The 23,963-nt window shown below is 43.1% G+C and carries 19 protein-coding genes; 11 read left to right on the top strand and 8 right to left on the bottom strand.

Annotated elements, in window-relative coordinates; translation table 11 throughout:
• The first annotated feature begins 21 nt into the window (after positions 1–21).
• The gene (locus tag Xind_RS21765) at positions 22–2,439 is read left to right on the top strand and encodes a hypothetical protein (RefSeq protein ID WP_476756468.1); all 2,418 of its coding nucleotides are present in this window, start codon (positions 22–24) and stop codon (positions 2,437–2,439) included.
• Between the two features lie 122 nt (positions 2,440–2,561).
• On the opposite strand, the gene asmA is transcribed toward Xind_RS21765, so the two are convergent.
• From asmA to apbC, 4 genes are all read right to left on the bottom strand, one after another.
• Positions 2,562–4,415, bottom strand: coding sequence for an outer membrane assembly protein AsmA (gene asmA, locus Xind_RS14845; protein WP_047682915.1), 1,854 nt, complete (start codon positions 4,413–4,415; stop codon positions 2,562–2,564).
• Positions 4,416–4,493: 78 nt separating this feature from the next.
• Positions 4,494–5,075 carry a dCTP deaminase gene (dcd, locus tag Xind_RS14840; RefSeq protein WP_047682917.1) on the bottom strand — a complete coding sequence of 194 codons (582 nt, stop codon included), beginning with the start codon at positions 5,073–5,075 and terminating at the stop codon, positions 4,494–4,496.
• Between the two features lie 48 nt (positions 5,076–5,123).
• Complete coding sequence (gene udk, locus Xind_RS14835; RefSeq protein ID WP_047682919.1) at positions 5,124–5,765, bottom strand: uridine kinase; 642 nt, start codon at positions 5,763–5,765, stop codon at positions 5,124–5,126.
• 592 nt (positions 5,766–6,357) lie between these two features.
• On the bottom strand, positions 6,358–7,470 hold the full coding sequence (gene apbC, locus Xind_RS14830; RefSeq protein ID WP_047682921.1) for an iron-sulfur cluster carrier protein ApbC: 1,113 nt from the start codon (positions 7,468–7,470) through the stop codon (positions 6,358–6,360).
• A gap of 180 nt (positions 7,471–7,650) precedes the next feature.
• Here apbC and metG point away from each other — a divergent pair, with 180 nt between their 5' ends.
• The 6 genes from metG (at position 7,651) to sanA (ending at position 14,885) form a co-directional block, all read left to right on the top strand.
• Entirely contained in the window at positions 7,651–9,678 is a 2,028-nt protein-coding gene (gene metG / locus Xind_RS14825) for a methionine--tRNA ligase (RefSeq protein ID WP_047682923.1), read from the top strand.
• Positions 9,679–9,860: 182 nt separating this feature from the next.
• Positions 9,861–10,301, top strand: coding sequence for a CidA/LrgA family protein (locus Xind_RS14820; RefSeq protein WP_052189598.1), 441 nt, complete (start codon positions 9,861–9,863; stop codon positions 10,299–10,301).
• Between the two features lie 2 nt (positions 10,302–10,303).
• The gene (locus Xind_RS14815; protein WP_187650357.1) at positions 10,304–10,999 is read left to right on the top strand and encodes a CidB/LrgB family autolysis modulator; all 696 of its coding nucleotides are present in this window, start codon (positions 10,304–10,306) and stop codon (positions 10,997–10,999) included.
• Between the two features lie 164 nt (positions 11,000–11,163).
• Positions 11,164–12,048, top strand: a complete 885-nt coding sequence (cdd, locus tag Xind_RS14810; RefSeq protein ID WP_047682929.1) for a cytidine deaminase — start codon at positions 11,164–11,166, stop codon at positions 12,046–12,048.
• A gap of 215 nt (positions 12,049–12,263) precedes the next feature.
• The gene (locus tag Xind_RS14805) at positions 12,264–13,961 is read left to right on the top strand and encodes an NAD-dependent malic enzyme (protein ID WP_047682930.1); all 1,698 of its coding nucleotides are present in this window, start codon (positions 12,264–12,266) and stop codon (positions 13,959–13,961) included.
• 204 nt (positions 13,962–14,165) lie between these two features.
• Complete coding sequence (sanA, locus tag Xind_RS14800) at positions 14,166–14,885, top strand: outer membrane permeability protein SanA (RefSeq protein WP_047682931.1); 720 nt, start codon at positions 14,166–14,168, stop codon at positions 14,883–14,885.
• A 38-nt stretch (positions 14,886–14,923) separates the two neighbouring features.
• Here the strand turns inward: sanA and yeiB are convergent, their stop codons facing one another.
• The 3 genes from yeiB to Xind_RS14785 form a co-directional block, all read right to left on the bottom strand.
• Complete coding sequence (gene yeiB, locus Xind_RS14795) at positions 14,924–16,042, bottom strand: DUF418 domain-containing protein YeiB (protein WP_338114362.1); 1,119 nt, start codon at positions 16,040–16,042, stop codon at positions 14,924–14,926.
• A gap of 60 nt (positions 16,043–16,102) precedes the next feature.
• On the bottom strand, positions 16,103–16,771 hold the full coding sequence (gene folE, locus Xind_RS14790) for a GTP cyclohydrolase I FolE (RefSeq protein ID WP_187650355.1): 669 nt from the start codon (positions 16,769–16,771) through the stop codon (positions 16,103–16,105).
• Between the two features lie 175 nt (positions 16,772–16,946).
• Positions 16,947–18,125, bottom strand: coding sequence for a YbfB/YjiJ family MFS transporter (locus tag Xind_RS14785; RefSeq protein WP_187650354.1), 1,179 nt, complete (start codon positions 18,123–18,125; stop codon positions 16,947–16,949).
• Between the two features lie 181 nt (positions 18,126–18,306).
• On the opposite strand from Xind_RS14785, the gene moeA reads away from it, so the two are divergent.
• Both moeA and moeB read left to right on the top strand, forming a co-directional pair.
• A complete protein-coding gene (moeA, locus tag Xind_RS14780; protein WP_187650353.1) occupies positions 18,307–19,548 on the top strand; it encodes a molybdopterin molybdotransferase MoeA in 1,242 nt (413 codons plus the stop codon).
• Positions 19,549–19,578: 30 nt separating this feature from the next.
• The gene (moeB, locus tag Xind_RS14775) at positions 19,579–20,337 is read left to right on the top strand and encodes a molybdopterin-synthase adenylyltransferase MoeB (protein WP_047682938.1); all 759 of its coding nucleotides are present in this window, start codon (positions 19,579–19,581) and stop codon (positions 20,335–20,337) included.
• Positions 20,338–20,380: 43 nt separating this feature from the next.
• Here moeB and Xind_RS14770 read toward each other — a convergent pair whose 3' ends face one another.
• Positions 20,381–21,976, bottom strand: a complete 1,596-nt coding sequence (locus tag Xind_RS14770; protein WP_047682940.1) for an ABC-F family ATPase — start codon at positions 21,974–21,976, stop codon at positions 20,381–20,383.
• 274 nt (positions 21,977–22,250) lie between these two features.
• Here Xind_RS14770 and Xind_RS14765 point away from each other — a divergent pair, with 274 nt between their 5' ends.
• Both Xind_RS14765 and Xind_RS14760 read left to right on the top strand, forming a co-directional pair.
• The gene (locus tag Xind_RS14765; protein ID WP_047682941.1) at positions 22,251–23,255 is read left to right on the top strand and encodes a Gfo/Idh/MocA family protein; all 1,005 of its coding nucleotides are present in this window, start codon (positions 22,251–22,253) and stop codon (positions 23,253–23,255) included.
• A 52-nt stretch (positions 23,256–23,307) separates the two neighbouring features.
• Positions 23,308–23,925: a short chain dehydrogenase gene (locus Xind_RS14760; RefSeq protein ID WP_047682942.1), complete on the top strand. Its 618-nt coding sequence runs from the start codon at positions 23,308–23,310 to the stop codon at positions 23,923–23,925.
• Positions 23,926–23,963 lie beyond the last annotated feature (38 nt).

The following is a 23,963-nucleotide window of genomic DNA, read 5'->3' as shown; positions in this document are numbered from 1 at the left end:
AAAGACGGCGATGCCCCGATCATGCTGGAAGCCCAGAAGGCTATGCAGGAAGCCCAGAAAGCCCTGCATGAAGCGCAACAGGCCCTGAAAGCCGCGGACAGCAAAGTGCCGTTAACCCGCCGTGTCAACGACAAAGAGCTGGTCAATGACATCACCCTGGTCGCTGCGGATGTTGATGCCTATACCAAGGCCGAAACCGATGCGCGGATTAAAGACGGCGATGCCCCGATCATGCTGGAAGCCCAGAAGGCTATGCAGGAAGCGCAACAGGCCCTGAAAGCCGCGGAAAGCAAAGTGCCATTACCCCGCCGTGTCAACGACAAAGAGCTGGTCAATGACATTACCCTGACTGCCGCCGATGTCGGGGCTTACAGCAAAGACGAAACTGATACACGGATCAAAGACGGTGATGCACTGGTCATGAAAGCCGTAGACAGCAAAGTGCCGTTAACCCGCCGTGTCAACGACAAAGAGCTGGTCAATGACATTACCCTGGTGGCGGCCGATGTTGGCGCTTACAGCAAGGACGAAACCGATGCGCGGATTAAAGACGGCGATGCCCCGATCATGCAGGAAGCCCAGAAGGCTATGCAGGAAGCCCAGAAAGCCCTGCATGAAGCGCAACAGGCCCTGAAAGCCGCGGACAGCAAAGTGCCGTTAACCCGCCGTGTCAACGACAAAGAGCTGGTCAATGACATTACCCTGATGGCCGCGGATGTTGATGCCTATACCAAGGCTGAAACCGATGCGCAGATCATTAAAGTGGCGGACAGCAAAGTGCCGTTAACCCGCCGTGTCAACGACAAAGAGCTGGTCAATGACATTACCCTGACTGCCGCCGATGTTGGCGCTTACAGCAAGGCCGAAACCGATACGCAGATCATTAAAGTGACGGACAGCAAAGTGCCGTTAACCCGCCGCATCAATGATAAAGAGCTGGTCAATGACATTACCCTGGTGGCGGCCGATGTCGGCGCTTACAGCAAGGACGAAACCGATGCGCGGATTAAAGACGGCGATGCCCCGATCATGCAGGAAGCCCAGAAGGCTATGCAGGAAGCGCAACAGGCCCTGAAAGCCGCGGACAGCAAAGTGCCGTTAACCCGCCGTGTCAACGACAAAGAGCTGGTCAATGACATTACCCTGACTGCCGCTGATGTTGGCGCTTACAGCAAGGACGAAACCGATACGCGGATCAAAGACGGTGACGCACTGGTCATGAAAGTGGCGGACAGCAAAGTGCCGTTACCCCGCCGCATCAACGACAAAGAGCTGGTCAATGACGTTACCCTGACTGCCACCGATGTTGGCGCCTATACCAAAGAAGAAACCGAAGCGCGGATTAAAGACGGTGATGCACAAGTCATGAAAGTGGCGGACAGCAAAGTGCCGTTAACCCGCCGTGTCAATGACAAAGAGCTGGTCAATGACATTACCCTGACCGCCGCCGATGTTGGCGCCTATACCAAGGCCGAAGCCGATACGCGGATCAAAGACGGTGATGCACAAGTCATGAAAGTGGCAGACAGCAAAGTGCCGTTAACCCGCCGCATCAACAATAAAGAGTTAGTGAATGATATTAAATTGGTGGCGGCTGATGTCGACGCCTACAACAAAGAAGAAACTTGCCAGCTTATTGATAATATTCATGGGCTAGTAAATTCTGCCAATAACAATGCTGATAGCAAAGTGCCAATGACTCGTACAGTAAATAATAAAGCACTGTTAACAGACATTACACTTACTGCATCTGATATAGATACCTATACTAGAGGAGAAATCGATCAACAAATTCATACAGTCAGGAAGTTAGCAAATGATGCCAATAATAATGTAAACGGCAAAGTTCCATTAACTCGTACAGTGAATAGTAAGGCACTATTAACAGATATTGTACTTACTGCATCCGATGTAGGCGCCTATAGCAAAAACGAAGTAGATTCTCGTATAGGGAAAGTAAACACGAATGCCAATAGTCGGTTGGCAAAAAATGAGAATGGAGCTGATATTCCAGACAAAAATGCTTTTGTAAGAAATCTTGGTTTAGCTAATCTGGTTGGATTAAATATTGAATCTCGTTTAATCGGACAAGACGCCACTGTCATCAGACTTGGTGATATTATCCAGATAAACGGGATTGCCGTAGCCAGTGGCTCAATTCAAGAAGTTAATATATCAGTTTTCGGTGGAATAACGTATTACACCAATTACTACAAGGTACAATTACCAATCAGCTTGTCAAATGGCATCATTTCATGTCATGCCAGTATTGTCGGAGATAATTTCGATAGCCAAAACCCTAGCTACCCGGCTGATGTTAAAATACAGCGCAATAATCCGGATGGAATGGGAATATCGAAAGATACCTTAACTATATCGGTCACTACTCCACAATTAGGCTGGACTCCACAATTTTATTATGAGGTTATGGGGTATTAACAGAAACAGGAGATGAAAAACCCATCTGTTATTTGAGCTATAAGTTGATAGTGGTGTAACACCACTATCAACCCGCTATCAATTTTTTCACCTGTTTACTTTATCAATTATCATAAATTCAACTAGTTATTCAGCAGTCTTTTTCTTACTTCACTATTATCGTCATTCTCAAGCCAGTTTTTGAGGGATTGTTTGACTTTTTGCTGTAATTCATCACGCAATATTGGTTCTACATTCAAGGTATATTGCAGATTGTCCCAATTACCATAAACCCGCAGTGGTATTTTTAGTTTTTCTAAACGACTAACTAATTCGCTTTCTTGCCCCCACCCACTGGTTAACTGAACCGCCAATGCAACATCGACATTCTGTTTCAATAAATTTGCCTCACCCTGCCCTTCAATTCTCGAAATACCAGATATTGCAGAAAGGTTATTAATTTTAATCTTACCTTTATTCAATTGAGCTTTTACTGATAGATTTTGTGCATCAGTAAAGTTCTGAATATTCGTCGGCTGTTGAATCAAATCAGTCATTCTCGAAAAAGATTGTTGAATAAGCAAAGGAATATTCAACCCGTCCAAACGTGCATTTCTCAGGCCAATATTTAGATCTCCCCGCCAGTAATGGGTGACTGCATATTCATCGTAGCCATCTCCCAAAAGATCTCCATCCAGAGTAAGTTGTCCACTAAACACCGATGGCAGAGCCAAAGCTTTCAGCAATGGTTGTAAGTCAATATCTCGCAGCAGAGGTTTCGCATGTAATTTAGCTGGATTAACTGTTGCATCAATGGTGGCAGGCAGTGCAAAACGACCACCAAATATGTTACCACTCAATTTCGAAATCTCTGTTATTCCCTCATCATTGACAGCTTTAAAGACAAAATTATCAATATCCATACCTTGATAAATAAATTTATTCGCCATGAATAACAGATGAGCATTAAGTTCTTTCAGAAAACTGAGATCATAGTTTGATAAAGGAGAAACAGATTTTGCAATCACAGGTTTTGCCGAATTATTCTCAGCCCGATAATCAAGTTTTGCCTGTAAACTATGCTGTGATAATTTATCCCATCCTAACAAATTATCTAAATCTAATTTTGGCGAAGACAGATTGATGGAATAGTGTGGTTTATCTTTCAGTTTAACCGCAACATTACCTGTCAATTCGCTGCCATTCATTGTCAGTGCTATTTTCTGCAACGAAACAGATGAGGAAAAAGCATCATATTTTACAGCGGCACTACCCGTTCCTGCTATACCTTCTGGCGGAAGCCCAACACCCTGTAGCTGATATTTAAACGAACTGATATCACCAGTTAAATTGTGTGGATAATCAGAAATACCGAAAGAAGCTTTAACCCCAAAGGCAAATTCTTGCTGATTTTTATTGATCTTGCCATTGAGTTCGAAATTAACGTGGCTCTGATCCTGGCGTTTCATCAGCAAATCAATATCCCGCATATTTAACTGCGAATGGGTATCGATTTGCCAAATCAACAAGCTATCCTCTACTTTGATCTTATCAATGTCCAGTTTCCAACTGTGGGCATCGTTCGCTACGGGATAATGAAAATCACCTTCAGGCGCAATGGGGGTTTCTGGTTTTTTTTGTGGCTGACTATCCGGTGTAAACCGCAAAACAGCGCCTTTAAGCATCACTTCTTTGACAGAAAGTTGATGAGATAACAATGGCAGTAATTCAACATCCAGGCGCATATTTTCTGCCATAACTGCAGGCATTTTTGCATTGGGAGCCGTCAGTGATACCTGCCCGGTCAAAATACTCAATTTTGGCCAGGCATGCCAACGTAGATCATCCTGCAACACAAGCTGATAGCCACTCTTTTTTTGTACTTGTTTGACTATGTAACCACGAAAATCGTTTGGATTAATCAACACAACTAATGCTGTTAACCCCGTAACAACTACTACTAATAAAATAACGAGTGTCGTCAACAATCTTTTCATGACTTCCCCAGTCTCATGTTCACAAGATGACTATTTTCACCAAATGATTACTTTACCAGAAATTTTCACCAGGAAAGATTAATCTTCACTGATTCGGCTCCCCACTGCTCCTTTCTGATTTTTATATTTAGCATCCTGACGTCGGTTATAAGGGCGGTCAGCAACGCCTGAAAGCGGCTCAAAACTCAAAGCTCCAATGACCATGCCCGGACGCAAGGCTAACGGTAATTTTCCTGAATTATAGAATTCCAGAACAATTTGACCACGCCAGCCTGGATCAATCCGGTGAGCAGTGACATGGACCATCAAACCAAGACGAGCCAGAGATGAACGACCATCTAACCAACCAACCAGATTAGCAGGCAATGTGACAGATTCCAGTGTCACTGCCAGTGCCAGTTCGCCAGGATGCAAAAAAAAAGCCTCCCCATCCGGCAAACTAATTTCATCGCTCATGACACGATCAAGTGCCGCATTGACTTCGGCCTTAGGACCACTCAGGTCAATATAAGCAGCAGTATGACCACGAAAAACGCGAAACTGATTCCCAAGGCGAACATCAGCCGTTGCCCCATTAATACGTTCAACAGGAGGACGTGGGGTAATTTCCAGTTTACCTTCATCAAGCCATTTAATAATGTCACGGTCACAGAGTCGCATTACTTCCTCTCAAAATACGATGATACTTATGAATTCCTGAACATCAGGTTATTCGCAAAATTGGCCAATCTTAGCTTTCAATATGTCGATAGCCACACGGTTTTTACCACCACGGGGAACAATAATGTCTGCATATTGTTTTGATGGCTCGATGAATTGCAGGAACATCGGACGAACTGTTTTTTTATACTGTTCCATTACAGAATCCAGTGAACGCCCACGCTCATTGACATCGCGCTTGATGCGACGCATCAGACAGATATCCAATGGTGTATCAACAAAAATAGAAAAATCCAGTTCCTGACGCAAACGCTTATCCGTTAATAATAGGATACCTTCAAGGATAATAACTCGCTTCGGTTCAAAATGAATGGATTCTGGTTTGCGGGTATGAGCAACGTAGTCATATTGGGGCAATTCAACGGACTTCCCGGCTTTCAGTGCCTGAATATGTTCGAATAGTAAATTGTGATCCATTGAACTTGGGTGGTCATAATTGACTTTATAGCGTTCTTCCAGCGGGGTATCAGTTTGGTCTTTATAATAACAATCTTCTGGAATAACTCCGATATTGTGATCGCCAACCTGAACGCGTAATTCTCTATAAAGTGTGCTGGCAATAAGGCTTTTGCCCGAAGCGGAGGCACCTGAAATACCTACGATTGTACACTTATGTGCTTCATCAGCCATACTAGAAATAACCTGGTTAAAAAGAAAAAATAAAGTGGGAAAATAGCATTCTGTCACGCTATGTTTGGCGGATTATAGGGAGTTAGTAGCTTCTATGCCAGCGCAAACAAGATAAGTCTCGCTTTTTTCGATACGCTTCGCATAAAAATTCCGCAATCACAGGTCTGCAAATGGAAAAATAACTTAAAAGTAATGTTCAAAAACCAATACCAAAACGATTCCCAAAACCAATCTCAAGATTGTGTCCGAAATAGTTCCTTGAAGATATTCTGTTAAATTTCAGATGATAGGTATAGTAGATAAAATAGAAACCGCCAAGTGTAGAACAATTGCTCTGTACCAAAAGGCCTTGTAACAATAGAGCCATTGTTCTACTTTTTGATATTGCGTTATCCCTGTGCCATAAACCACAATTAAATGACAGCAGTATCAATGGAATAATCATTAATCTAGTCTATTAAATCTCTCAATAAAGCCGTTATATTCCTTTATCAGTTTACCTACAGGGCTGTGTATCATTTATTCAGAAGATGTACCTCAAGCAGTGTATTGCTATGCACTCTTGATCACTTAAATTGAATGATCACTTAAATCAAACTTCACGAAAAGAAATTTCAGTTGGGATTTTATCTCCTTGCCAGTACATCTGGGCAGAAATATTAGCGGCAATTTCACGATAAATACCCGCAAATTCGCTATCAGGTTGGCTGATAACCGTAGGCTCTCCGCGATCAAGATCTTCACGCAGTGAAATATGCAGAGGGATCTTACCCAATAATTGGCATTTGTATTTTTCCGCCAGTCTTTCTGCACCTCCCTCGCCAAAAATCGGCTCATGTTGGCCACAGTGACTACAGATATGTGTGCTCATGTTCTCAATAATACCTAATACAGGTACGTTGACTTTTTGGAACATGACAATGCCTTTTATAGCATCAATCAAGGCAATATCCTGCGGTGTTGTGACAACCAATGCACCAGTCACGGGAATATTCTGGGATAATGTTAACTGGATATCCCCAGTTCCCGGTGGCATATCGATTACCAAATAGTCCAGATCCGGCCACAATGTATCTTGTAGCATCTGCATAAGTGCCTTACTGGCCATCGGGCCACGCCATACCATTGCGTTATCATCGGTGACAAGATAACCAATGGAATTTGTCGCCATGCCATGTACCATAATGGGGGCCATGTGCTGACCATCAGGTGAAGTCGGCCGCTCTTTGGCTGTCCCAAGCATATTAGGAACCGATGGGCCGTAGATATCTGCATCCAGAATACCTACTTTTGCCCCTTCTTGAGCTAAAGCCAGTGCCAGATTCACTGCCGTGCTGGATTTACCCACCCCCCCTTTTCCTGAACTGATTGCCAGAATGTTACGTACGCCATTAACACCCGGTAAATTGTTAGCTCGGCGTAAAGTACAGATATCATGGGAAAGCCGCCATTCAACACTTTTTACACCTGTAGCAGCTTGTAAGAGATGAATTGTTTCTTCCTTCAGTGTTTCAAAAGCGCGTTTCCAAACGAAAGGCATCATTAATTCAATATGTAATATCCCATCCAGAACAGTACAACGATGTAATGCTTTCAGAGTCACTAAATCTTGTTCTAATGTCGGATGTTTGAACGCTGCCAATATTTTCGCAACGCTTTCTCTCAGCAGGTCAGGATTGGTCTGCTCGGTGGATCGTGAGTTCATCCCGGCTCCTTTTGATTTATCTTTTTCAACCTAAAACTGTTCGTCCATCATAGCAGAAGCAGATAGCTTACGATAAGTACAAAACAAAAGTGATGAAGTTCTCGCATTACCCTAGCGACAATGCTTCTTATCAGGTAACATCAAAAACCCTTTTCAATTTATGGAAGTCAGATCCTAACTATGTCTCAAGTCGCGAAAAAACTACTGGTGACCTGTGCGTTACCCTATGCTAACGGTCCAATTCATCTCGGTCACATCTTAGAACACATTCAGGCTGATATTTGGGTTCGTTATCATCGAATGCGCGGCAAAGAGGTGCACTTTGTCTGTGCTGACGATGCTCACGGTACACCAATCATGCTGAAAGCTCAGCAGGCAGGGATTTCGCCAGAAGAGATGATCGACAAAGTGCACCTGGAACATCAACAGGATTTTGCTGGTTTTGCTATCAGTTACGATAACTACCATTCTACGCACAGTGAAGAAAATAAAGCGCTTGCATCAGAAATTTATCTGAAACTGAAAAAAAACGGTTACATCAAGAACCGAACCATTTCTCAACTGTTCGATCCAGAAAAAAGCATGTTCCTGCCTGATCGTTTCGTCAAAGGTTCCTGTCCAAAATGTAAGGCAGAAGATCAGTACGGCGATAACTGCGAAGTGTGTGGAACGACCTATTCTCCAACAGAGTTGATCAACCCTCGTTCAGTTGTATCCGGTGCAACACCAGAAATGCGTAGCACAGAGCATTTCTTCTTCGACCTGCCAGCATTCAGCGATATGCTTCAACAATGGACCCGCTCTGGCACCTTGCAAGAGCAGGTAGCAAACAAAATGCAGGAGTGGTTCGAAGCCGGTCTGCAACAATGGGATATCACCCGCGATGCGCCTTATTTCGGTTTTGAGGTGCCTGATGAACCGGGTAAATATTTTTACGTCTGGCTGGATGCACCAATCGGCTATATGGGTTCATTCCAGAACCTGTGTGACAAACGTGATGACCTGAATTTCGACGAATTCTGGGCGAAAGACTCCAAAACAGATCTTTACCACTTTATTGGTAAAGATATCGTCTATTTCCATAGCCTGTTCTGGCCAGCTATGTTAGAAGGCAGCAATTACCGCAAACCAACCAATGTATTTGTTCACGGTTACATTACGGTCAACGGTACTAAGATGTCTAAGTCTCGTGGAACTTTCATCAAGGCAGAGACTTATCTGAAGCATCTGGATGCAGACTGCCTGCGTTATTACTACGCAGCGAAACTCTCTTCCCGTATTGATGATATCGACCTGAATCTGGAAGACTTCGTTCAGCGCGTAAACAGTGACATCGTCAATAAAGTTGTTAATCTGGCTTCACGTAACGCTGGTTTCATCAATAAGCGTTTTGCTGGCAAACTGGCAGATCAGCTCGCTGACCCTGCGCTATACCAGAAATTTGTTGATGCCGCACAGGGAATTGCAGCAGATTTCACTCATCGTGAATTTGGCAAGGCTGTCCGTGAAATCATGGCATTGGCCGATCTCGCTAACCGTTATGTTGATGAACAAGCACCGTGGATTGTAGCGAAAGAAGAAGGCCGGGATACAGATCTTCAAGCTATCTGCTCAATGGGCATCAACCTGTTCCGCGTGCTGATGACTTACCTGAAACCTATTCTTCCGGGCCTCGCTGCCCGTACAGAAACCTTCCTGAATACCGAACTGACTTGGGATGGTATCCAACAACCTCTGCTGAATCATGATGTTTTGCCATTTAAGGCACTATTTAACCGTATCGATATGGCTAAAGTTGAAGCAATGGTAGACGACTCCAAAGAGAACATTGAGCCACAAAAAACCCAGACAGGTCCTCTGGCAGATGATCCCATTCAGGACACCATTACATTTGATGATTTTGCCAAAGTTGACCTACGTATCGCATTGATTAAGCAGGCTGATTTTGTTGAAGGCTCGGATAAGCTACTGAAATTGATCCTTGATCTTGGTGGTGAAACTCGTCAAGTCTTCTCCGGCATCCGCGCTGCTTACCCGGAGCCAAAAACATTAGAAAACCGCCTGACCGTTATGGTAGCTAATCTTGCTCCACGTAAAATGCGTTTTGGTATTTCAGAAGGCATGGTGATGGCAGCAGGCCCTGGAGGAAAAGAAATTTTCCTGTTAAGCCCGGACAGCGGTGCTCAACCTGGTATGCAGGTCAAATAGTCACCGGATACTCTGAAGCTAATGTTTTGAAAGACTGAGGTTTTGAAAGACTGATGCTCTGAAAAGATGACGATCTGAAAATAGTAAAGCGGGTTTTTTGAACCCGCTTTTTAATGTGACCTATAGCACATTAACAGTATTAATCGTATGATAACCCTCTTTGCATTGAGGAATTATACGTTATGTCTTTTCAAAACGTACTGATGGCAGGTTGGCGATATCTGCGTGCATTTGTGCTGCTCTACTTATGCCTCATTGTAGGGAATCTCATTTCAGTACATCTCCCCTTCTCTCTCCCCGGTAGTATTATTGGCTTGCTTCTTCTGTTTTGTTTACTGACGCTTCAGATTATTCCCGCTCATTGGGTAAAACCGGGCTGTAGCTTATTAATGAAAAACATGACATTACTCTTTTTACCCATCGGGGTCGGCGTCATGGAATATTATCCACAACTGAGCCAGCAGATACTCCCGATTGCTCTTTCCTGCATCATCAGTACCGTCATCGTTATGATTACCGTTGCTTACAGTTCTCATTATGTCCACCGCGAACGCACCATTATCAGCACTAATCATAAAAAACAATTATCAGAACAGAAATCATCACAACAGGAGGGAAAATAAAAATGCTAAACCATATCTGGTGGTCACTACCATTAACCCTGGCTGTCTTTTATGTAGCCAAAAAACTATCTGTCCGACTCAGATTGCCTGTTTTCAACCCCTTATTGATCTCAATGGCAGTTATTATTCCTCTGCTGCTGTTGACTCATACCTCTTATAAACACTATTTCGCCGGTAGCCGGATATTGAATGATTTGTTACAACCTGCTGTTGTTGCTCTAGCCTTTCCACTATACGAACAACTACATCAAATCCGTGCCCAATGGAAATCTATTATCAGTATCTGCTTCATCGGCAGTGTTACTGCTATGATCACAGGTACAGCTATTGCTTTATGGGCAGGCGCTACCCCTGAAATTGCGGCTTCCGTATTACCAAAATCAGTGACAACCCCTATCGCCATGGCAGTCGCTCATTCTATTGGAGGTATTCCAGCCATCAGTGCCGCCTGTGTCATTGCTGTCGGTATCTTAGGTGCGATTTTTGGCCATAACCTGTTTAATTTCTTGAAAATTAAAACTCAGGCTTCCAGAGGATTGGCGATGGGTACAGCTTCTCACGCCGTAGGAACTGCACGATGTGCTGAAATAGATCATGTCGAGGGTGCATATAGTTCGCTGGCACTGATGACTTGCGGCGTTATTACTTCATTGATTGCTCCTTTTTTATTTCCTGTGTTACTGCATCTTTTTGGCTAGCTATCCAAAAGTAAAAAAAAATCGCTCAAATGGTAAAAAATTTGATACAGGTTGTTAAAATAATATCTTTGTTACATAAATTTCATTAATTATATGGCATACATCACATTATAAACCTGACTGATCATCCTAGAATAACCTTCAATTAATTTGGAGATTATTCTATGCAAGCTCGTTTTCACGCTATCTGGTCAGAAATCACACCTAAATTGCAAAAGGCTCTATTGCCCTATATCGGTAATGATGATTTTCCGGCTATGCTGACAGCAGAGCAGGTGGAGTCGATTAAGCAGAGCTGCGGCTTTGATGATCATGCGCTAGCACTTGCCCTGTTGCCACTCGCTGCGGCCTGCTCCATTGCTCCCATCTCACACTTTCATGTCGGTGCCATTGCACAAGGAGAAAGTGGAAACTTCTATTTTGGTGCTAATATGGAATTTGTGGGTGTTCCGTTACAGCAAACTGTCCATGCCGAACAATCAGCCATTACTCATGCCTGGTTACGTGGTGAGAAAAAACTGCTATCCGTCACTGTTAATTGTTCTCCTTGCGGCCATTGCCGCCAATTTATGAATGAATTAAACAGTGGAACAAAATTGGAAATCTGTTTACCTGATCGCCCACGGTTAACTCTGGCTGACTATCTGCCAGAGGCATTCGGCCCACGTGATTTAGGAGATACACCCTTGTTGCTGGATAGCATTCATCATGGCTATCAGTTGGATACTAATGACGAACTCGTGCTGGCTGCGCTAGATGCTGCGAATCAGAGTCATTCGCCTTATAGCCAATCCCACTCAGGTATTGCTTTGATGGATGAGCAAAATCATGTTTATACCGGTCGCTATGCAGAAAATGCAGCATTTAATCCGAGCTTACCCCCTTTGCAGGCAGCGCTGATATTGATGAACTTGTCAGGCAGCGATTGCCGAACCATCAAACGGGCGATATTAGTAGAAGGACAAAACAATCATTTATCACAATGGAATGCGACTGAATCCACCTTAATTTCCCTCGGCTGTAAACAAGCGGAGTGCTATACATTCTGACAGTTTCATTGCTAAAAAATGGTCATTCTGGAAGAATTTTGGGCAAAAACGAGAAATTAAATAACATTTAATTAGCTAATTCTGTATGTTATCTCTCATTTTTGCTCATGATAGACATATTTAAGTAACATTTACTGTACTTATTTTGTCTATCTTCTTAGGATCTATCGCTGATTTGCCGATTTTGTTATTGATTAGTCCAAAGAGTAAGCATCATGGAACTGGAACACGAAAGTAAACGTCCTCTCTATATTCCCTACGCTGGCCCCATCCTGTTGGAATTTCCCCTGCTGAATAAAGGCAGCGCCTTTACGGAAGAAGAACGCAGCAATTTTAATCTGCATGGCTTATTACCTCAAGCTGTTGAAACAATTGAAGAGCAGGCCGAACGTGCTTATCGCCAATATCGCGATTTCAAAAATGACGCGGATAAACATATTTATCTGAGAAATATTCAGGACACCAACGAAACTCTTTTCTACCGGCTCCTTGACGCCCATCTTAGCGAGATGATGCCTATTATTTACACGCCAACTGTCGGTGAAGCGTGTGAACATTTCTCTGACATTTACCGCCGTGCCCGTGGTTTGTTCATCTCTTACCCGAACCGGGCTTATATTGATGACATGCTGCAAAACGCGACTAAACAGAATGTTAAAGTCATCGTTGTCACCGATGGTGAACGTATCCTGGGTCTTGGCGATCAGGGGATTGGCGGAATGGGGATCCCTATCGGTAAATTATCTTTATATACCTCCTGTGGCGGGATCAGCCCTGCCTACACCCTGCCTGTCGTGTTGGATGTGGGGACTAATAACCCGCAACGCTTGAACGATCCCCTGTACATGGGCTGGCGCCATCCTCGGATTACAGGCAAAGAATACGATGATTTCGTAGATGAATTCATTCAGGCTGTAAAACGCCGCTGGCCGAATGTACTACTGCAATTTGAAGATTTTGCCCAACAAAATGCGATGCCATTATTGACTCGCTACCGCAATGATCTTTGCTGCTTTAATGACGATATTCAAGGTACAGCCGCGGTTGCTCTCGGCAGCCTGATTGCCGCCAGCCGTGCCGCAGGTCGTCAATTGAAAGACCAAATTGTTACCTTCCTCGGTGCGGGCTCCGCTGGTTGTGGTATTGCTGAGCAAATTATCGCCCAAATGAAATCGGAAGGTTTAAGTGATGAACAGGCCCGTGCCCGTGTATTCATGGTTGATCGCTTTGGGCTGCTCACTGATAAACAACCAAATCTGTTGGATTTTCAAAGTGCACTGGTTCAGAAAAGTAGCACACTGCAATCCTGGGATGTTAACAATGATAGCCTGTCGCTAATGGATGTTGTACGCAATGCCAAGCCTACTGTTTTGATTGGTGTTTCTGGTCAGTCCGGTCTGTTCACGGAAGAAATTATCCGTGAAATGCATCAACATTGTGAACGTCCAATTGTCATGCCGCTGTCCAACCCGACATCACGCGTCGAAGCCCGTCCTGAAGATATTATTAACTGGACAGAAGGTAAGGCACTGGTCGCAACTGGTAGTCCATTCTCACCAGTACAATATGAAGATCAAGAATTCCCAATTGCACAATGTAATAACTCTTATATCTTCCCTGGTATCGGGTTAGGTGTTATTGCTGCCGGAGCCAAACGCGTGACAGATGATATGCTGATGGCTGCCAGCCGCGCATTAGCAGATTGTTCACCACTGGCACATACGGGTTCTGGCCCGTTATTGCCATTGATCGATGATATTCAGAGCGTTTCCCGTAAGATCGCTAAAGAAGTCGCGAAAAAAGCCCAGATTCAGGGAGTAGCTACGGTTACTTCTGAAGATGCACTTGAAGAAGCTATTGAGCGTAACTTCTGGAAACCAGAATACCGCGTCTATAAACGCACATCATTCTGATATATTACCAATTGGCCTGCCGATAACATTGACAGGCCTTTTAGTAAAGGCCTTTAGTATAGGTACTGCCAATCTCTATAATCCAATAAACATGCTAATAATAAAGAGCATTCTATCCGATATGTTCATCCAATGCTTGCTTCGGTATATCAAGTAAAGTAGCCTTTGATCACTTGTTTATAATTATGTAAAAGGCAAAAAATAATGTGGAAGCGCCTGATTACCAGTCTGATTTTCATAATAGCTGTTTTTATGCTATCAGCCATTATGCTTGATCGCTGGATCAGTTGGAAAACCGCTCCCTATGTTTTTGACGATCTTAGACAGTTACCTGAACGGCAAGTTGGTATGGTATTGGGTACATCCAAATATTATAAAACTGGTGCGTATAACCAATATTATTTCTATCGAATTCAAGGCGCTGTTAACGCTTATAACAGCGGGAAAGTAAAATACCTGCTGCTGAGCGGAGATAATGCCCAACACAGTTATAATGAACCAAATACAATGCGAAAAGACCTGATCAAGGCAGGGATCCCAGCCTCAAAAATTGTGATGGATTTTGCTGGCTTTCGCACATTAGATTCGATTGTCAGAACCCGCAAAGTGTTTGATACCAATGACTTCACTATCATCACCCAGCGTTTCCACTGTGAACGCGCCCTGTTCATTGCAATGCACATGGGAATAGAAGCACAATGTTATGCGGTGTCTTCCCCCAAAAATATGATGACTATACGTATGCGGGAAGTGTTTGCTCGCCTCGGCGCTTTAGCTGACCTTTATATTTTGAAGCGTGAGCCGCGTTTTCTGGGTCCTCTGACACCAATTCCTATCCAGCAGGTCGCTCTTAGCGGAATTGAGGGCTACCCTGCCGTATCACCAAAAGAGTTACAGGAACTGGATAAAAAAACAGCCCAATAAATAAGAGCCTATTTTTCAAATAATAGGCTCTGCACGGTTTAAAATCTTTCTGCCAATTTTCCAGACAGACTCTGCCAAAGTGTTTCAACAGGCCCTTTTTGATGATACTTCAACCACCAGCAGGCAAATCCGATATTACACCCCCAGACGAAAGGAACAAATATTAACAATTCCAAACGGGTGAATTGATTAAATAACGCCCAATGATAAAAAAGTACGGTACAAATCAAAGTTTGCATTAAATAACAGGTTAACGGCATTCTGCCAACCTGCTGGAACCAGAAAATAACTCGACAACGGGAAATAATCGGCCAGAATCCATAAGTCAGTGCCACATAAGCCAATGCCAGGAATGGTGTCGCTAATTCAGCGAGGGTATGACGCACAGTCAAGGCGATGAAATAACTGTACGGATATAAATACTGAACTAACAGAGCAACAGAGTGGATCACCAAACCAACGACAAACAGCCACAACGCCATCCGACGATAATGGTAACTACTGTATGCTCCTTTCAACCATCCATTACGTACTAACATTGCCCCACAAAGCATTGTCCCAACCATTTGCCAGCCATACTGTACCGCGGTGACTATCATTGCCCCACTGACCTGACGCAGACGATGCTCTATCGCCAATAGCCCGCCATGGGTTTTCCAGTAAACTTCATGAAAAACATCCTGTTCTAATGGACGCCAGAAAGTACTATTTTCTTCCACTGGAAATAATCCCAACAGATAAAACATCATCAAACCGAACAGGTAAAAAACAACCCCTTGGCCAAACAGATTGTGGCGGGTAACGAGCAAATGCAACGCAAAAATGCCAGCCAAACCATATGACAGCAAGATATCGCCATCCCACAGTAAAATCCCGTGCAATAAACCAATAACAGCCAGAATCAACAGCCTGTAAAGATTCCAGTTATGATCTCGTTGCCTCAATAACTCAAGTGACGCACCAAACAGCAGCGTTAGAACAAATAAAAATTTTCCCTGAGCAAAAGTACTCAAGGCAGACCATATTAATACATCAGAAAATGAGACATCCTCTTTATAAAAGAGATTCATATAAGCAGCATATGGCAACGCAAAACTAGAGATATTCAGTAATAATATGCCCAAAATGGCGAAACCACGCACACTATCAAGAGCCACAATCCTATGGCTCGTTACTCCACTATTTAACTGACGACTTGTCATGATAATAAAGATGGATCACGATAAGTGTAAGTGGCGAACGGCTCGCAAAAATTCCTGTCGTGTATTCTGACTGGACTTAAATAAACCGCCAAGAGAAGTCGTTGTTGTGGTACTGGTTGCATCGCGAATACCACGGGCTTTCACACAGTAATGAACAGCATCAATAGAGATGGCAACATTATTTGTCCCAAGCAAAGTTTGTAGCGCAATTAAAATTTGCTGTGTCAAACGTTCCTGCACCTGGGGGCGTTGCGCAAAAAATTGCACTATACGGTTAATTTTTGATAACCCGATAACTTTATCCTTAGGAATATAAGCTACAGTGGCCTTTCCATCGATAGTTACAAAATGGTGTTCACAAGTACTGGTCAGTGTGATATCTCTCACAGTCACCATCTCATCAACTTTCATTTTATTTTGTATCAAAGTGATTTTCGGAAAATTTCTGTAGTCTAAACCCGAAAATATTTCATCTACATACATTTTCGCAATCCGACCCGGCGTATCAGCCAAACTGTCATCACTCAAATCCAGGTTTAACAGTTTCATAATTTCTGTCATATGTTCCTCAATGCGTGCCTTACGCACTTCAGGCTCTAAAGTTTGTTCACGCAATGGGGTTTCAAGACCATGAGCGACCAGTGCCGAATGCACCAGCGTAGCTTCTGTACTTAAGGATGACATTGATTTCTCCAAGAGTAATACTTCCATTATATGATGGGTTATAGCTATACCAAATATTGAATAGCTATACCCGTCGCCCGTCGTCTTTCAAATCGCATTTTTGTCAGCGCATATTGAAATCCATTGGGTCAGGTTCATAACTATACCGTCACTGCATCAATGCACCAAATCAGGATTATTTCCGATAAATTCTGTTGCGATTAAATACCAACAATCCAGCAATAACCAAGCCAATAAATGCGATATATAAAGCAGGTTCCAGTTTACCAGTCAGCCATGTTGAAATAGCAGACAACATCGGCCCGACCAATTGCCCCACAGCATAACCTGTGGTCAATAATCCCGCCATATAATGAGTATGATTAGGTGCTAATTCACGTCCATACAGCAAGGCCAGTTGTACTACACACATAAAACCACCGCCAATCAACAATGCCCCAATGACAAGGCCGCTGATCCCCGGCATTACCTCGGCTATCAATATTCCGAGTGCCTGAAGCCAGAGTGTGATCGCTAAACGAACCTGAGCCGTCGATACATGACTTAACAGGATCCCCAGTACAATACCAATGACGGAAGCGCCGCCAAATATCGGCCAGACAAATTGCGCAAATAGGCTGCCGGGAAAACGTTCAGAAGCCATTTGAGAAAGGAATGTGGCAGGCAAAATATAACCAAATCCCGCCAGACTGTAACTCCATAGCAACCGTTTAATTTCTGGAGTTAACGCCAGTTTTTGGGTAACTGCCTGTGGGCGATGTAATTCGCCACGACGCGGTAAATGACGACTAGCATAAATACTGCACAACAAGGCCAGAATGCCATAAATAAACCATGCCTGAGCAGCATTCATTCCCCACGACTGAATCCCCGCCGCTAGTGCGCCACTGATCAAAATTCCAATTCCAGTACCTGCAAAGACAGCCGCACTTAGCCCCGGACGATTCAGTTTTGCCAGTACATCATTCGCCCATGCTGCCACTAATACCAATGTCCAACCACTCGCCCAACCAATAAAAAAGCGGGCAATACTGTGTAATACCGGGCCATTCAACAAGGCCGACAGAAGTGTAATAATTACCGCTCCCCACAGCCCGCCCCACAGACGATACTCTATAAACTGCCGTGCCCGCATTGCATCATAAGAGCCAGCAAAATAACCAAGGTAATTAAACGCAGCAACAATTCCTGCTTCTGTCAGAGTGAATTGCGATTCTGCGATCATCAATGGAACTTGTGGAGTAAAAGTAAAGCGTCCTATTCCCATTGCAACAACTAAAGCAAGAAAACCGCTCAATGCAATCTGAATAGCTTGATAGTTACGGCTGCTTGGTGCGATGATTTGATTGCTCATAGTGATTATGTATTTATTCAATCAATTGTTTTAATTGCCATTATTTAGTTATAGCAAATCATGAATCTAATATACATCTTTTCTTAGTCACTAATCATACCCATTGAGCACTAGCAATTCCCCATTAAAAGGATATTTGCCATAATGCCCTCATGCCACTTGCCGCACATTGGGAGCTTACATGGATCATTGTTATACTTCAGGTTTAATTTCACTCGAACAGGCGCTGAAAAAGCTATTAACACAAGCCGCTCCTCTTACCGAGACAGAAACAATTAACCTGACACAATCAGCAGGCCGTATTACGGCTACAGATATTATCTCACCAGTTAATGTTCCCCCTTTTGATAACTCAGCAATGGACGGCTATGCTATTCGCTTTACTGATCTGCACAATACTCAAGTTTTACCCGTAACAGGAAAAGCACTGGCTGGTATACCATTTCAAGGGGAATGGCCTTTAGGTACTTGCATCCGTATTATGACGGGCGCCCCGATCCCCGTAGGTACTGATGCTGTCGTTATGCAAGAGCAGGCAGAAGTTACTGAATCAGGCGTTCGGTTTACATACCCTGTCCATCAGGGACAAAACATTCGTACCATAGGCGAAGATATCGCTCAAAATACAGCAGTCCTGCCACAGGGTATGAAACTCGCTACCGCACAATTACCTCTGCTTGCTTCTCTGGGGATTGCGAAAGTTGATGTGATCCGCAAATTAAAAGTTGCAGTTTTTTCTACCGGTGATGAGCTACAAGCAATTGGTGAACCATTACAGGCGGGGCAAATTTATGATACCAACCGTTTTGCGGTTCGTCTGATGCTGGAAAAATTAGACTGTGACGTTATTGATTTCGGTGTCATCCCTGATGATCCTGACGCTCTACGTTACGTTTTTGTACAAGCCAATGAACTCGCAGATTTAGTTATCAGTAGTGGCGGGGTTTCCGTTGGTGAAGCTGATTACACTAAACAAATTTTGGATGAAATGGGTAAAATTAACTTCTGGAAATTGGCGATTAAACCCGGTAAACCTTTTGCTTTTGGTAAACTAAAAAACGCGTGGTTCTGTGGTTTACCGGGTAATCCGGTATCCGCTGTGCTGACTTTCTACCAATTAGTACAACCTTTGATTGCACACTTATCGGGTTTTACTGCATGGCAACCACCAATGAGGTTCAGCGCCAAGGTTATGACACCTTTGAAAAAATCCCCCGGCAGGCTGGATTTCCAGCGTGGGATCGCTGCACTCAATGAGCAAGGTGAGTTAGAAGTTCGAAGCACCGGGCATCAAGGTTCGCATATTTTCAGTTCATATAGCCTCGGAAATTGCTTTATCGTACTGGAGCAGGAACGAGGTTCCGTTGTGACCGGAGAAACCGTACAGATCGAATTTTTCAACCATTTGCTGAAAAATCAATAAATAAATGAAAACCAGTGATTAACTGAGAAAATGACTATCGAACTCACCGATGAAGAAATTCTACGCTACAACCGGCAGATTGTTCTACGTCACTTTGATTTTGACGGACAAGAAAAATTGAAATCATCCAAAGTGCTGATAGTCGGTTTGGGTGGACTTGGTTGTGCAGCCGCCCAATATTTAACATCAGCAGGTGTCGGAGCGATCACTTTATTAGATTTTGATACCGTTTCCCTCTCTAATTTACAACGTCAGATCCTTCACCGTGATGAACGCATTGGTATGGCTAAAGTGCATTCAGCAGCACTAACACTACAGGAAATCAATCCTCACATTGCTATCCATCCCATTGCAGAATTATTGGATGACTTGGCCTTAGATCAGCTAATTAGTCAGCATGATATTGTGCTGGATTGCACAGATAATGTTGCAATTCGTGAGAAACTCAACCGATTATGCTATGAGCATAAAACAGCCTTGGTTTCCGGTGCGGCTATTCGCATGGAAGGGCAATTATCAGTTTTTACCTATCAAACAGGAGAACCTTGCTACCGCTGCCTGAGCCGATTATTCGGTGAAAATAACCTGACTTGTGTTGAAACAGGTGTAATGGCACCACTCGTAGGTACAATTGGTTCATTGCAGGCAATGGAAGCGATTAAGTTGCTGACTCAATACGGTGAAGTTGCCAGAGGCAAAGTATTATTGTTCGATGCGATGATAATGCAGTTTCGTGAAATAAGATTGCTTAAAGATCCCCGGTGTGAGGTATGCCAGGACAGCGAGTAACAGGCCCCATTGTTAATCTACGGGGCCTGAAAAAACGGAGGAGTTACTCAACAATCCCCTGACTTCTCAGATACTCATCATAAGTACCTTTAAAATCAATAACCTTATCGGCTTTAATTTCCAGAATACGACTGGCCAATGAACTGACAAATGCGCGGTCATGGGACACAAAAATCAACGTACCTTGGTAAAGTTCCAACGCAAGGTTTAGTGATTCAATAGATTCCATATCCAGATGGTTAGTTGGCTCATCCATCACCAAAATATTTGGTTTATGTATCATTAGCTTGCCAAACAACATCCGGCCTTTTTCTCCACCAGACAATACGCCGACTTTTTTCCTGATATCATCCTGAGTGAACAGTAAACGTCCCAGTACACTACGTACTGCCTGTTCATCATCATTTTCACGCTTCCACTGACTCATCCATTCAAATACAGTCAGATCACCGTCAAAATCACTGGCGTGATCCTGTGCATAATAGCCAATGGTGCTATTTTCAGACCATTTAATCGTACCGCTGTTTGGTTCAGCTTCACCAATCAAAGTCTTCAGCAATGTTGTTTTACCAATACCGTTCTCACCAATCACCGCCATTTTTTCGCCAACTTCCATCAGCAAGTTCAGATTCTTAAACAGTGCCCCATTATCATAACCTTGAGTCAGACCTTCTAATTCCAGCGCATTACGGAACAGTTTTTTCTCCTGCTCAAAGCGGATATATGGATTCTGACGGCTGGAAGCTTTTACTTCTTCTAACTGAATTTTATCAATCTGACGGGCACGTGAAGTTGCCTGCTTAGATTTAGAAGCATTAGCACTAAAACGGCTGACAAATGCCTGTAATTCAGCAATCTGGGCTTTCTTCTTGGCATTATCTGCTAGCAGACGTTCACGTGCCTGAGTTGCCGCTACCATGTATTCATCGTAATTGCCGGGGAACAGACGCAATTGACCATAATCCAGATCAGCCATATGAGTACACACTGTGTTCAGGAAATGGCGGTCATGGGAAATGATAATCATCGTACTGTCGCGTTCGTTCAGTACTTGTTCCAACCAACGGATAGTATCGATATCCAGGTTGTTGGTTGGTTCATCAAGCAGCAAAACATCAGGATTAGAAAATAGCGCCTGTGCCAGCAAAACACGTAATTTCCAGCCCGGAGCAACTGCACTCATCAAGCCATAATGCTGTTCTACCGGAATACCGACGCCAAGCAATAATTCTCCGGCACGTGCTTCCGCGCTGTATCCATCCATTTCACCATAAGCGACTTCCAGATCCGCAACACGATAACCATCTTCTTCGCTCATTTCTGCCATGGCATAAATACGGTCACGTTCCTGCTTCACTTGCCACAATTCCGTATGCCCCATGATGACTGTATCCAATACAGTGCATTCTTCAAAGGCAAACTGATCCTGACGCAATTTACCTAAGCGTTCATTCGGATCAAGACTGACATTGCCGGAGGTCGGTGTTAGATCTCCCCCCAAGATTTTCATAAAAGTTGATTTACCTGCACCGTTGGCACCAATCAGGCCATAACGGTTACCGTGACCAAATTTGACAGAAATGTTTTCAAACAGAGGCTTACTGCCAAACTGCATAGTAATGTTGTTTGTACTTAACACAACGTTTGCTCTTATAGTGAATAAAAAAGGAATTTAGAAAAATCGATAGTTATCTATTATGCCACAACAGGCAAAAAGTATCGCCAGTATGCTTCCAGAGCTCCTTCAAACAGTCATTTCAAGACTCACATCATCAATGTCCTCCCCCAGAAATCAGAAAAATAAATTTTTCTAATGTAAAAATATAAACTACCGGACGGGGAGCATAGAACAAAGTAAGGAGGTATTATAGACTAGAAAGGAATTTTACAATTTGAGATACCGGAAGAATAAAATGCAAAAAATCAGATGGGGTATTATTGGTTGTGGTAATGTAACAGAGGTAAAAAGTGGCCCGGCTTTTTATAAATTGGAAAATTCAGAATTAATTGCCGTTATGCGACGCAATGCAAATTTGGCTAAAGATTTCGCCAAAAGACATAATGTGCCCAAATGGTATTCTGATGCCAAAACTCTGGTTAATGATCCTGATATTGATGCAGTATACATTGCAACTCCCCCTTCTACTCATAAAGAATATACTTTATTGGCTGCTGAGGCTGGCAAAATAGTTTATGTAGAGAAACCAATGGCTCTGACATTTTCAGAATGCAATGAAATGATTGCGGCCTGCCAGTCCCATAATGTGCCACTATTCGTGGCTTATTATCGCAGAGCCTTGCCGAGATTTACCAAAATAAAATCGCTAATTGATTCCGGTGCAATTGGCACTCCACGTATTGTGATCTGTCAATTATTCAGAGAAATGGAATCTCGTTATCTGGATCCGGATAATCTTCCCTGGTTTGTCAAACCAGAAATATCCGGTGGTGGATTATTCGTTGATTTAGCTTGCCATACACTGGATATGTTGGATTTTCTTCTGGGAAAAATTATTTCAGTCAAAGGGCACTCTAATTCACAGGCAAAAGCCTATCCGGCAGAAGATTGTGTTTCAATGTCATTGATGTTTGAAAATCAGGTGCAGGGAGTAGGTATCTGGAATTTTGTTGCCAGCTCTCGTGAAGATAAAGTAGAAATCGTTGGTACAAAAGGCAAAATAACCTTTGCAACATTCGGTGATTCCCCAATTTCATATTACGATGAAAACAATACACTGCATCATTTCCATTTTGAAAATCCCACACATATTCAAATGCCATTAATCCAGACAATAGTGCATCAATTACAGGGAAAAGATATCTGCCCTTCTAATGGTATATCCGCTTCACGAACCAGTTGGGTTATTGATGAAGTTCTAAAAAAATATAGAGCTGAGCTACACTCTAAAACTAAATAATCATTATTCTATCCGGCATGACATAATCTAATTAAATCACGGAGCCATCAATATGAAAATATTAGTGATAGGAGCAACAGGAAATATAGGAAAGCACATTATCAGTAATATCAAAAAATATCATCCCTTGCTGACTGATAACCCTACAGATCTTGAAATTCTTCAAGCCAGTCGTCATTCATCTGAATACCCGCTTGATATTTTCGATACTCAACAATTAGATAATTTTTTATCTAAAAATAAGATGTTTGAAGCTATTGTCTGTGTATTCGGTAAAACCAACTGGACGAAACCAAAAAAGCTGAGTGACTATGAGGAAAGTCTCAGGAATAAAGCACTGGGTCAGATCAACGTTGCACTCCGTGCCTTGCAATACGTTAAACCCGGCGGCTCAATCACTTTAACATCCGGTATTGTTGGTAAAATAATGTCGCCTAATGGTTCACAAACGGCTGTAACCAATGGTGCTATTGATGCTTTTGTCCGCTCGGCAGCAACTGAAATCACCAATATCCGAATCAACGTAGTTAGCCCAAGATTACTGGATGAATCATTTACCCGTTATGCCAAGTTCTTCCCCGGACAGGAAACTTGTACAGGAGAACAAATAGCTAAAGGTTATATACGTAGTATTTATAGTAAAGAAACAGGAATGGTTATTGAAATATAAACTCTTTTCTATCTGTCGTCTTTCAAATTACAATTTTG

The sequence above is a fragment of the Xenorhabdus indica genome, from assembly GCF_014467235.1.
In the GTDB taxonomy this organism is placed as follows: Bacteria; Pseudomonadota; Gammaproteobacteria; order Enterobacterales; family Enterobacteriaceae; genus Xenorhabdus; species Xenorhabdus indica.
This window is presented reverse-complemented; position numbering and strand designations above follow the sequence as displayed.